The 11,688-nt window shown below is 64.5% G+C and carries 8 protein-coding genes and 1 pseudogene; 6 read left to right on the top strand and 3 right to left on the bottom strand.

Annotated features, from left to right (window positions below; genetic code table 11):
* Positions 1 to 165: 165 nt before the first annotated feature.
* The gene (locus QZ269_RS04215; protein ID WP_291424628.1) at positions 166 to 1,443 is read left to right on the top strand and encodes an efflux RND transporter periplasmic adaptor subunit; all 1,278 of its coding nucleotides are present in this window, start codon (positions 166 to 168) and stop codon (positions 1,441 to 1,443) included.
* The gene (locus tag QZ269_RS04220; protein WP_291424631.1) at positions 1,440 to 4,844 is read left to right on the top strand and encodes an efflux RND transporter permease subunit; all 3,405 of its coding nucleotides are present in this window, start codon (positions 1,440 to 1,442) and stop codon (positions 4,842 to 4,844) included. Before QZ269_RS04215 ends, QZ269_RS04220 begins: the two co-directional genes overlap by 4 nt.
* 91 nt (positions 4,845 to 4,935) lie before the next feature.
* Here QZ269_RS04220 and QZ269_RS04225 read toward each other — a convergent pair whose 3' ends face one another.
* From QZ269_RS04225 to QZ269_RS04235, 3 genes and pseudogenes are all read right to left on the bottom strand, one after another.
* On the bottom strand, positions 4,936 to 5,706 hold the full coding sequence (locus QZ269_RS04225; protein ID WP_291424632.1) for a ParB/RepB/Spo0J family partition protein: 771 nt from the start codon (positions 5,704 to 5,706) through the stop codon (positions 4,936 to 4,938).
* Between the two features lie 9 nt (positions 5,707 to 5,715).
* Entirely contained in the window at positions 5,716 to 5,850 is a 135-nt protein-coding gene (locus QZ269_RS04230) for a hypothetical protein (protein WP_291424646.1), read from the bottom strand.
* A 184-nt stretch (positions 5,851 to 6,034) separates the two neighbouring features.
* Positions 6,035 to 6,256 (bottom strand): annotated as a pseudogene (locus QZ269_RS04235) (ParA family protein); the annotation flags it as partial.
* A gap of 313 nt (positions 6,257 to 6,569) precedes the next feature.
* Between QZ269_RS04235 and QZ269_RS04240 the strand changes: the two are divergent.
* The 4 genes from QZ269_RS04240 (at position 6,570) to QZ269_RS04255 (ending at position 11,365) form a co-directional block, all read left to right on the top strand.
* Positions 6,570 to 6,944 carry an HU family DNA-binding protein gene (locus tag QZ269_RS04240; protein ID WP_291424634.1) on the top strand — a complete coding sequence of 125 codons (375 nt, stop codon included), beginning with the start codon at positions 6,570 to 6,572 and terminating at the stop codon, positions 6,942 to 6,944.
* 91 nt (positions 6,945 to 7,035) lie between these two features.
* Entirely contained in the window at positions 7,036 to 9,378 is a 2,343-nt protein-coding gene (locus QZ269_RS04245; RefSeq protein WP_291424636.1) for a heavy metal translocating P-type ATPase, read from the top strand.
* Positions 9,379 to 9,461: 83 nt separating this feature from the next.
* Complete coding sequence (locus QZ269_RS04250; RefSeq protein WP_291424644.1) at positions 9,462 to 9,785, top strand: helix-turn-helix transcriptional regulator; 324 nt, start codon at positions 9,462 to 9,464, stop codon at positions 9,783 to 9,785.
* Between the two features lie 296 nt (positions 9,786 to 10,081).
* Entirely contained in the window at positions 10,082 to 11,365 is a 1,284-nt protein-coding gene (locus QZ269_RS04255; protein ID WP_291424638.1) for a sodium:proton antiporter, read from the top strand.
* Positions 11,366 to 11,688 lie beyond the last annotated feature (323 nt).

Here is an 11,688-nt window from a genome sequence, read left to right on the forward strand (position 1 = left end):
CGGGACTGCCCGGCCAGCAGCTTGACCTAAACTACGGCTTGTCCGAACGTGCGCCGTGCCGTGCGAACCTTTCCCTACCTCAAACCTGTTGCAAAGGAACTGAACAATGTCTGAATGCTTACTCCCTGAACGTTTTTCGCCGGTGGCCCTGCCCTGGAGCCAGACATGAGGCGGGCCTTCCCCGTGACCCTGCTCCTGGGCGCGGCCCTGCTGACCGGCTGCAAGGCCCCTGGACAGACCGCTCAGAATAACGACCTCGATGCCCCGCCGCCCAAGTCCACCGCCATTCAGGTGGCCACGGTAACGGCCAAAAGCGGCGCCCTGACCGTGCAGCGCAACGTCAGTGCCACGATCGGCGCCCAGCGCGACAGCAAGGTGGCTGCGCGGGTCAGCGGCACAGTGGAATCGGTGCCGGTTAAGGTGGGGACCCAGGTGCCTGCCGGAGCCGTGGTGGTGCAGCTCGACCCGACCCAGCAGCGCCAGGCCCTGCAAAACGCCCAGTTGCAACTGCGCCAGGCCCGTATCAGTCTGGAGCAGGCGCAGAGCACCGCCGGGCAGTCGGGGGCCTCGTTAAGTGCCGCTGTGCAGTCGGCGCAGGCGGCCCTGGCCCAGGCGCAGCAAAAAGCCCAGAGCGCCGAGAAACTGTACCAGGTCGGCGGCACCAGCCTGAGCGACCTTCAGGCGGCCCGCTCGCAGCTGGCCCAGGCCCAGAGCACGCTGGCGCAGGCCCGGCAGAACGAAAACCAGAACGGCAAGAGCGCCCAGAACAGCATTCCGCTGCAACAGGTGCAGGTGGACACGGCCCAGACGGCTGTTAATCAGGCGCAGGAGAATTTGAGCCGCACCAGCGTGCGTGCGCCGTTTGCGGGCAAGGTTGCCGAGATCAACGTCGAGGTGGGCGAATTTGCCACCCAGGGCAGCACTGTCTTCCGGCTGGTCGATCCCGGCAGTATTCGCGCCAAGTTCAGTGTGCCCGCCAGCGACGCCAGAACCCTGACCAACGGCGCGAAACTGAACGTGGCTTACGGCGGCAAAACCTACGCCGGGCAGGTCGTGGACAGCACCGGAATCGCCGGAACCGACCGCCTGGTGCCCATCCAGGCCAGTGTGGAAGGCGGCGACCAGCTACCCATCGGGGCGACCACGCAGGTGCATTACCAGACCACCCTGGCCCAGGGCGTGCTGCTGCCCAGCGAGGCGGTACAGGCCGACACCCAGGGCAACGCGGTTTACAGCGTCGAGGCGGGCAAGGCCAAACGCCGCGCGGTCGACGTGCTGGCCGAGTCGAACGGGCAGGTAACGGTCAACGGGGTCGAGAGCGGCAGCAAGATCATCAGCCCCGTACCCGCCAGCTTGCAAGACGGGAGCAGCGTGCAAGAGGGCGGCGCGGCCACTCGCCCGGCAGGAAGTGCAGCCACTGGCCCGGCAGGAAAAACGCCATGAGTACCCACGGCTCCAGTGAAATTGACCAGCTGCGGGGCACCCTGCCCGACGGCACCCCCGAGCCGCAGGTTCACCCGCTGATCCGTTTCAGTGTCAAGAACTATGTGTTTTCCATCGGCATTTTCGTGATTCTGGTGCTGGCGGGCCTCGCTTCGGCTTTCCGGCTGGGTGTCGAACTGCTGCCCAATTTCGAGGTGCCGGTGCTGGCGGTCAGCACGACCTATTCCGGGGCCAACCCCGATCAGGTTGACCGCGAGGTGAGCCGCAAGATTGAGGACGCGGTCAGCACCCTGGCAGGCGTATCAGACATCAACACCACCAGCGTCAGTAACCAGTCGGCGGTGGTGATCACGTTCGCCGACGGCACCAACATCGACTCGGCGGCCAACAGCGTGTCGCAGGCTGTCGCCGCGATCCGGGCGACCCTGCCCAGCGGAGTAGACGCGCCGGTGGTGCAAAAGTTCGACCCCAACGCCACGCCGATTCTTACACTCGCCCTGCTGGGCGGCAGTGCCCCGGCCAGTGAGGTCAATACCTACGCCGAGGATACCCTCAAGCCCCGCCTGGAGCGCGTCAAGGGCGTGGCCGACGTGAGTCTGGTCGGCGGCCCCGAACGGCAGGTGCAGGTGTTGCTCGACCCCACCAAATTGCAGGCCTACAACCTCACCCCCGCCCGCGTAACCCAGGCCATCAGCGGCTCGGCGCTTGACCTGCCCGCCGGAACGCTTGATCAGGGCGGCACGGTCACGCAGTACAGCACCCGCAATACGCCGCGCAACATCAGCGACGTGAGCCGCATCGTGGTGGACAACGCCACCGGGGTGCGTGTGCGGGATGTGGCGAACGTGCGCGACAGCAGCGCAGACCCCACCACCTACGCCCGCGTGAATGGTCAGGGCGCTGTGCTGCTTTCAGTGCGTAAGGCCAGCGGCTCGAACAGCGTGGCCGTAACCGACAACGTGCGGGCCGCCATGCAGAGCCAGCCCCTGCCAGACGGCTACCGCCTGGCCCTCGCCAGCGACACCACCCGCGAAACCCGCTCGACCGTCAAGGACACTTTCAAAGAATTTCTGCTTGCCATCGTGGCCGTCGGCCTGATCTGCCTGCTGTTTCTCGGACGCCTGAACACGGTCTTTTCGGTCATCCTGGCGATTCCCATTTCGATCAGCGCCGCGCCGCTGCTGTTCGGGGTGGTGGGCTTTACCTTCAACATCATCAGCCTGCTGGCGATTATCGTGGCCATCGGGCTGGTCGTAGATGACTCGATCGTGGTCGCCGAGAACGTGCAGCGCTACCGCGACCTGGGCTATAGCCAGCTCAGAAGCGTGCTGCTGGGCGGCTCGGAAGTCTTCAGCGCCATCACTGCCGCCTCGTTCTCGCTGCTGGCCGTGCTGATTCCGCTAAGCCTGATGCCGGGCATTCTGGGGCAGTTCTTCTCGCAGTTCGGGCTGGGCATTGCCGCCGCCATCATTATGAGCTGGCTTGAAAGCCTGCTTTTCCTGACTGTGCGTATGGCCTACACCCGCGAGCCGCCGCCGATCAGCCTGGCGACCCTGCCCGCCGCGCTGCGCGGCCTGCGCCAGCCCTACGGCAAGGCGATGCTGCGCGGTCAGAACGCCATGGATATTGTTCTACTGCTGGTTGGCGGCCTGATTGCCTTCTTGCTGTTGCGGGCGCTGCCGCTGCCCAAACCAGTTATCGCCGTGGCCGCGCTGCTGCTGGCTCCGCTGCTGCGCTGGGTACTGGGGGCGCTGTACCTCCTGCTGGCGGCGATCACCGACGCGCTGCACAACATCACCCTGGCAGGCGTGACCCGCACCGCCAAAGCCTACGCCGGAAGCCTGAATGGAGCCTTGCGGCGGCCCTGGCTGGTGCTGGGGCTGGCCGGGCTGTTTCTGTTCAGTGCGCCACTCGCCATGAAGTCCATCGGGTTTGCCTTCACGCCCAAAACGGACAGCGGCCTGCTGACTGTCGAGCTGACGCTGCCCACTGGCGCGAGTCTCGCAGCGACCAACACCGTGACCACCCGCATCGAAGACAAACTGCTGGCGCACCCCGAAGTTAAACTGGCCGGGGCCAGCGTGGGCAGCGGTGGGCCGATGACCGGCAGCGGCTCGAACCTCAGCAGCCTGACGGTGACGCTGGTTCCCCGCGCCGAGCGCAAAGGCATCGAGGAACTGATTGAGCAGTTTAGGGCCGAGTTGCAGCCGCTGGTGCAGCAGTACCCCGGCACCGAACTGACCATCTCGACCCAGCAAACCGGCCCGAGCGGCAGCGCCGACCTGAGTCTGGCCCTCACTGCGCCCAACCAGACCCTGCTCCGCGCACGCAGCCGTGACCTGGCCCGCCTGCTGACGAGTGACCCGCACATCACCTCGGTCAAGAGCAGCCTGAGCGCCACCCGCCAGGAACGCACCTTCGTGCCTGACCAGGCCAGGCTCGCGGGAACGGGGCTGACCACCAGCGACCTCGCCCAGGCACTGCGGACGTACAACAACGGCACCACAGCGGGAAGTATGCGCTCGGGCGACAAGAGCGTAGATATCGTGGTGCGCCTCGATCCGTCCCTGATCGGCGGTGAGCAGAGCCTGCTGTCACAGACCGTCTTTTCCCCTACCCTGAACGCCAACATTCCGCTCTCGCAGCTCGGTTCGTTCCAACTTGACCAGGCCCCGGCGACCCTGTCGCGCTACAACAAGGCCTACACCGCCACCATCGACCTCAACCTCGCCAAAGACGGCACCAACGCCTTTGCGTATCAGAAGACCATCATTGCTAACGCGACCAAGGCCGGAATCCTGAAAGACAACGTGACGCTGGGCAACGCCAGTTCCTTTGGCAGCTCGGGCCTGACGGGTGATCTGGTCTTTTACGGCCCGATCCTGATGCTGGCGGCCCTCATGCTGCTGTATCTGGTGCTGGGCAGCCAGTTCAACTCGTTCCGCTACCCCATCTACCTGCTGCTGCCGGTACCGCTGGCAATCGTGGGGGCGCTGTGGGCACTGAACCTGTTCCGGGTCAACCTCGACGTTATTACAGTGCTGGGAATGGTCATTTTGCTGGGCCTCTCTACCAAGAACTCGATCCTGTATCTGGAGTTCGTAACTGAGCGTGCCCGTTCGCTGCCGCTGCACGACGCCCTGATCGAGGCCGCCGAACTGCGCTTCCGGCCCATCATCATGACCACCCTGACGGTGCTGGTAATCTCGATTCCGCTCATCCTGGGCAAAGGCGACGGCGCCGAGTTCCGCCGGGGTCTGGGCATCGTGATTCTGGGCGGAGTGGTTACCAGTACGCTGCTTACCTTCTATGTGGTGCCCACCATGTTTTGGCTGTTCGAGCGTAAGCGCGTCAAGCCCGAGCATCCGGCCACGCTGCTGGACTCCACCGTTCCGGCCTGACCCGGAGTAAACACAGAAGCGCCCGTCCCAGTATTGAGGGACGGGCGCTTCTGTGTTATACGGATTCCGATTGATTTGGTGCAGTTCCGAATCAATCCGAGCGGATGCGAGTAGGAACAACATACGGGTTTCGCGGTATGGAGCCGCAGGCGGTGTCTTCCCGACTGTGGCGGAATTTAGCGGAATCCGTATTAAACCCTTTGACCACTAATCGACCCAGACTACCGGCTCGTCTGGCGGCGTCGGTGCTTCCGGTTCCCCGGTCTGCTTCATCCAGGCGGGGCGAGCTGCCAACCACTTTTGCAACTCGGCTTGCTGCTTTGGTTCCAGGCCGCGAAGCCAGCGGCTGCGAGGTTGCCCCGGCCAGCGCCTGCTTTAGCAGACCGGGGCGCAGGTCGGCGGGCGCGGCGGCGACCACGGCGGCCAGACTGTACGCCAGCCCCCGCTCCCGCATGGCGGCCAGCACCTCTTCGGGCCACTGCAAAATACGCACCTTATTCTTGGCAAAACTCTGCCAGGTTTCCCGGCCCGTCATCGCAAAAATCTCGGAAAACACGGCGGTATCGCCTGGCTCCTCGTTACGCAGGTTGCCGATCAGCCGTTGCCGCGCCTCGGGCAGCGCGCCCCCCAGCCGCAGCGCGATCAGGCGCAGCTTGCCCTCGACCTCGTCAAGTACCGACAGGTTCTCGCGCTGAAGGTTTTCGACCAGACCGACTTCCAGCATCTGTTCGTCGGTGAAGTCGCGCACCAGCACCGGGACTTCCGTCAGCCCGGCCAGCAGCGAGGCGCGGTAGCGCCGTTCGCCCGCCGCGATCTCATAGCCGTTGCCGTCGGCAGCCGGACGCACCAGCAGCGGCTGCAAAATCCCTTTTTACCGGATGCTCTCGGCCAGCGCCTTCAGGTCGGCGTCGGCAAAGCTGCGGCGCGGCTGCCGGGCATACGGGGCAATCTGCGTCAGAAGTACGCTGAGGGTATCCGAGTCGCTGGGGCGCGTCAGCTCCTGCACTGACCCCAGCAGCCCGCTCAGGTCGCTTACGGGTCATGCGTCCACCCCGCTTCCCGCCGCCTGCGGGTAGGGCAGCCCCACCGCCTGCGCCACGTCGGCACTCAGCTGCCGCACGTCCTGATGCACCGGCGAACCAGGCGCGTAGACCCCCACCGGCTGACGGAATCACCGAAAGGCCATACACCTCACGCGGAGTTGGCAGCGCCGCGCCGTCCACGGCCACGCTCCGCACCGTTTCTTCCGCCTGCACGCCGGAAATGCCCAGCCAGCTCGTCAGGTTGGCCTGGGGGTCAAGGTCAATCAGCAGAACCCGCAGCCCCTGCAAACTCATCTCATAGCCGATCTCGCGGGTGATGCTGGTTTTTCCGGCACCGCCCGCATGGTTGAATACCGTCAGGACTTTCATGTAAGACCCTGGACACCCGTGACTTTAGTCATGGGAGGAATGCAACGCGACCCGCAGAGTTGCCTCAAAGCATAAACCTCTTGCTGTTTTTCACGACCCCACCGTAGACCCCACGCCTAAAGCGCCGCTGAAATGGCGCGAGTACGCGGAGCCGCGCTGTTCTGAGGGGGGGAGGCAGGCCCCCAGCGCAGGGCGCATCTGTTTTTATAAACACCGTCCCAGACACGGTTTTTGTAATCATTACTTTTGATAAGAGCGTGCTGGTCGGCATTTCCGATCCTGCCCCCCCTTCACAACGGCGTTTTGATATGTCATGCTGCTCACCATGACCAAAAAGTCTGCTAAGCCCGCCGCCAAGAAGCCCGCTGCCAGCGCAAAAGCCGCCCCCAAAAAGGCCGCTCCCGCTGAAAGCAACAAGGTTGCCAAGACCCAGCTCGTCGAAATGGTCGCCGACAAGACCGGCCTGACCAAGAAGCAGAGCGAAGAAGCCGTGAGCAGCATGCTCGACTGCATCGTTGACGCCATCAAGAGCGGCAAGAGCGTCGGCCTGCCCGGTCTGGGCACCCTGAGCGTCAAGGCCACCGCCGCCCGTACCGGCGTGCGCCCCGGCACCAGCGAAAAGATTCAGATTCCTGCTGGCAAGAAAGTGGCCTTCAAGGTCGCCAGTACCCTCAAAGGCAACCTGTAAATTCCGGTTGTTGGCTAAAGCCTCCCTCGTGGGGGCTTTTTTTTGGTGCTAAATGCTTATATCTGAGCATATATTCAGATATACTGCCTGCATGTCTGAGCCGACTGCTGCTCACCGGGGCGAAACCCTGACCTATTTCGTCGAGGGTATGGACTGTGCCAACTGCGTGCAGAAGGTCGAGCGCCTGGTCGGGCGACTGCCGGGAACGGGCGAAGTCAGAACCAGTTTCAGTCGCCAGACCCTGCAACTGCACCTCGACGAAACGCAGACGCCGCGCCAGAGCCTAGAAAGCCACCTGCGTTCGCTGGGCTACGTACCCACTTTGCGAAGTGCGGCGGCGCAGGCCCGCCCACCCCAACATGACCACCCCGAAGCCGGGCACACCGGGCAGGATCATCTGGGGCACGGCCACTCCAACCATAACCACTCCAGCCATGAGAAACTCGCGGCTGGCACGCCCTGGTTCCGTGGCACGCAGGGCCGACTGGTGCTGGTATCGGGGACGCTACTGGCGCTGGCCTGGATCCTAAGCCTAAGCCTGCCCGCGTTGGGTTACGCCGGGTTCGCGGCGGCTACTCTGCTGGGGGTGTGGCCGCTGGCCCGCAAAGCTTTTGTCAGTGCGCGACTGGGCGACCTGTTCAGTATCGAGTTGCTGGTCACGCTGGCGGGGGTCGGGGCGCTGCTGATCGGGCAAGCTGCCGAGGGCGCGGTGGTCGTGTTCCTGTTTGCACTCGGGGAACTGCTGGAGGGCGTTGCGGCGGGGCGGGCGCGGGCGGGCATTCAGGCGCTCGCGGCGCTGGCCCCGAAAACGGCGCTGCTGCTGGAGCCTGGGGGCGTGCGCGAGGTGCCAGCCGACGCTCTGCGGGTGGGGCAGCGGGTGCAGGTCAATCCCGGTGGGCGCGTGCCAGCCGACGGCCTGATCGTGGCCGGAACCTCTCATCTGGATGACAGCCCCGTGACCGGCGAGAGCATGCCCGTGAGCAAGGTGGCGGGCGACCGGGTCTACGCGGGCAGCATCAACACCGACGGCACCCTCACGGTCAGGGTCGAGAAGGAGGCCGCCGACAATACCATTGCCCGGATTATTCATCTGGTCGAAGAAGCCGAGGAGCATCGGGCTCCTACCGCCCGGTTGATCGACCGGTTCAGCCGCTGGTACACGCCGGGCGTGGTGCTGGTCGCCGCGCTGGTGGCCTTGGTTCCCCCACTGCTGTTCGGTCAGCCCTGGCCTATGTGGCTGTACAAGGGGCTGGCCCTGCTGCTGATCGGTTGCCCCTGTGCGCTGGTGCTCAGTGTTCCGGCGGCCATCACCAGCGCCATCGGTGCGGGGGCGCGGCGTGGGCTGCTCATCAAGGGCGGCGCGGTGCTGGAACGGGTAGGCATCATTAAGACGGTGGCCTTCGACAAGACCGGCACCCTGACGGCGGGCCGCCCCCGCATGACCGATATTCTGGCTGGCCCATTGCCCGGCACGGTTGTGGAACGCAGCGAGGTGCTGCGGCTGGCAGCGGCGGTCGAAAGTGGCAGCAGTCACCCGCTGGGCAGAGCAGTTGTGGCAGAAGCGCAGGCCGCGCAGTTGACGGTGCCCACCGCTGCCGGGGCCAAGGCGCTCCCCGGTCAGGGCGTTAGTGCGGTGGTGGAAGGCCGGACGCTGTGGGTCAGTTCGCCTGCGGCGGCTGGCAGCGTGCTGAGCCTGCCGAATGGCCTCTTGCAAAGCGTGGAGGTCTGGGAAACCGAAGGGAAAACGGCGGTCGTGCTGCACGACGGCTCCAGCGTCCTGGGCGTGCTGGCACTGCGGGACGAGCCGAGACCCGACGCGCGGGCGGCGCTGGCCCGGCTGGCGCGGCTGGGGGTGAGCACGGTGATGCTTACGGGCGACAACCCGCGCACGGCCCAGGCTATTGCTGCTGACCTGGGAATACAGGCCCAGGCCGGGCTGCTGCCCGCCGACAAGCTGCGGATCATCTCGGAACTTGGGAAGCGTGGGGGCGTAGCGATGGTGGGCGACGGCATCAACGACGCCCCGGCGCTGGCCCGGGCCGATGTGGGCGTCGCTATGGGCAGCGGCACCGACGTGGCCCTCGAAACGGCGGACGCGGCGCTGCTGCGTGACCGGGTCGGCGGCGTGGCCGAACTGATCGCGCTCTCACGCGACACCATGACCAACATCAGGTGGAATATCGGGCTGGCACTGGGTCTCAAGGCCATTTTTCTGGTGACGACCCTGCTGGGCTACACCAACCTCTGGATGGCGGTGCTGGCCGACACCGGGGCCACGGCGCTGGTCACGGCCAACGCGCTGCGGCTGCTGCGCTGGCACGGTGGCCGAGCTGGTGGCCTGGACACTGAAAGCCCGGAGACTGGAGACCGGAACACCGGAACCCTGAATACCAGGGGCCGGGCGGCAGGTCAGGTTTCCGGAGCGGAGCAGTGACTTCTCCCGCCGAACTGGAACGAGCAAACGCGGCCCCGAGGCCCGTGCCCGAAAACGAACGCGCCGACGTGTGCGAAGTCAGCATGATTCACCCGGAGGCGGTAGGGGCAGCCCGCGCCACTTTGCCGGGTGAGGGCCGTGTGGAGCAGGCCGCCGCCTTCCTGAAACTGGTCGCCGACCCGACCCGCTTGCGCCTGCTGAGCGCCCTGCAACACTCCGAACTGTGCGTGTGCGACCTGGCCGCTGTCATCGGCCTCAGCGAAAGCGCCGTGAGCCATCAGTTGCGCCTGCTGCGGGCCGGTCGCGTCGTGAGCTACCGCAAGGAGGGCCGGGTCGCGTATTACCGCCTGCTTGATGGGCACGTCACGGTGCTGATTCAAAACGCGCTGGAACATGTGTGCGAATAGACCAGGGTTGTATGTCATGTTGCTTACGGTTTTTCATGCCAAGTGGGCGAGCACGCTCCATACGCGTGGGCAGAGCGCCGCCAATCCTCATCTGGCGTTTAGGCAGGGCCAGTTTTGCCCCTCATTCTGTCAAAATAGAAGAAACCTGAGTAAGACGGGTTTTTTAGATTTTGTTTATTCCTTCCTCCTTTTGAAAGGAGACCGCTCCCCTGTCTGCGAAATGGAAGCTCCGCTGCTGTGTTCCCTTCGCTGTCCGGAGCCCTAGCCTTCAGCCGGAATCTGTACGAGGTGTAGTTATGACGTTACTTGAACTCTCGACGCTGCTGCTGGTGCTGACGGCTGGACTCGCCTTTCTGAACGCCCGCTTTCTCAAACTTCCCGCTTCTATTGGGGTCACGGTCGGCGGCCTGATCGTCAGTCTGCTGCTCTTTGGGCTGTCGGCCCTTAAAGTGCCGTTTGCGGTGCAGATGGTGGAACTGGTGCGGGCCTTCCAGTTTCAGGACTTTGTGTTTCAGGGCGTGCTGTCCTTCTTGCTGTTCGCCGGTGCGCTGGGGGTCAATTCGCCCGCGCTCTGGAAGCTCCACGGCCCGATTCTGACCTTCGCGCTGATTTCTACGGCCCTCTCGATTGCGCTGGTGGGTTTTGGCACCTATGGCCTGCTGAGCCTGTTCGGGCTGCATGTTTCGCTGATGTATTGCCTGCTGTTCGGGGCGCTGATCTCGCCGACCGACCCGGTGGCGGTGCTGGGAATGCTTAAACAGGCCAAAGTTCCCGAGCGGATCGAGACCGTCGTGGCGGGCGAAAGCCTTTTCAACGACGGCGTGGGCGTGGTGGCCTTCGCGGTGCTGGCCGGGCTGGTCGGGGCTGGGGCGCACGCGGCGGGTGGGCACGGCAGCGAAGTGAGCCTGGCCGGAATCGCCGGGTTTTTTGCCCAGGAGGCGCTGGGCGGCCTGGTGCTGGGCGGCGTGCTGGGGCTGCTGGGTTACCTGGCGCTGCGGGCCATCGACGATTTTTCCACCGAGGTGCTGGTGACGCTGGGGGTAGTGCTGCTGTGTACCACAGTTGCCACAAACCTGCACGTTTCGGCCCCACTCGCGGCGGTGGCGGCGGGGCTGCTGATCGGTTCGCTTACCGACCGCCGTCCCCTGGCGCTGTCGAGCCATGAGCGCCACGAGGCCTTCTGGCACCTGACCGACGAACTGCTGAATATCGCGCTGTTCTCGCTGCTGGCCTTGCAGGTGGTCGGCATCGATTTCAGTGGCCGCTCGCTGCTGCTCGGGCTGATCGCCATTCCGCTGGTGCTGCTGGCCCGGACGGTCAGCGTGGTGCTGCCCTTTGGCGTGCTGAGCCGCAGATACAGTTTCGACCCTTACAGCCGCCGCCTGCTTATCTGGGGCGGGTTGCGCGGGGCGATCAGCGTGGCGCTGGCGTTCATGGTGCCTGCCGGGCCAGAGCACGACCTCTTTCTGGTCATGACCTACGCCGTGGTGGTGTTCAGCATCATCGTGCAGGGCCTCAGTGTGGGCCGCCTCGCCCAGGGCGCGGCCCAGAGTGCGGCGAGGCAGGCGCAACTGAACTAGAGCATTTTGCAAAAAGATGGTGCTCTTTTGACCCTCTTTTTGCCGAGTAGAACGGAGTAGAACGAGTGAAAAAAAAGAGCAGAACGTAGAATGAAGGGGGCGGCGATGTTTTTCCGACGTGCCCATCATTCGGAGAACTGCTCTAAATCATTTGGCCCTGAATGACTTCTGTCGGATAGGCGCTGTAACCGGGAGCTAGTTAACGAAACAGACGGCAGTCCATATGAAACGCACGCCTGCCTCCTTCTTAGAGGCTGTCTGAGGCCCATATCGTCGGAGTATCCATGCTGCCCTCTTCATCAGGCGCACAATCGCTGGAGCAG

Origin of the sequence: Deinococcus sp., assembly GCF_018260405.1 — a bacterium.
In the GTDB taxonomy this organism is placed as follows: Bacteria; Deinococcota; Deinococci; order Deinococcales; family Deinococcaceae; genus Deinococcus.

Bases quoted from the DNA above. Each gene is read 5' to 3' on its own strand.
- QZ269_RS04215 (WP_291424628.1), top strand. From the start codon at position 166: ATGAGGCGGGCCTTCCCCGTGACCCTGCTCCTGGGCGCGGCCCTGCTG.
- QZ269_RS04220 (WP_291424631.1), top strand. From the start codon at position 1,440: ATGAGTACCCACGGCTCCAGTGAAATTGACCAGCTGCGGGGCACCCTG.
- QZ269_RS04240 (WP_291424634.1), top strand. From the start codon at position 6,570: ATGCTGCTCACCATGACCAAAAAGTCTGCTAAGCCCGCCGCCAAGAAG.
- QZ269_RS04245 (WP_291424636.1), top strand. From the start codon at position 7,036: ATGTCTGAGCCGACTGCTGCTCACCGGGGCGAAACCCTGACCTATTTC.
- QZ269_RS04250 (WP_291424644.1), top strand. From the start codon at position 9,462: ATGATTCACCCGGAGGCGGTAGGGGCAGCCCGCGCCACTTTGCCGGGT.
- QZ269_RS04255 (WP_291424638.1), top strand. From the start codon at position 10,082: ATGACGTTACTTGAACTCTCGACGCTGCTGCTGGTGCTGACGGCTGGA.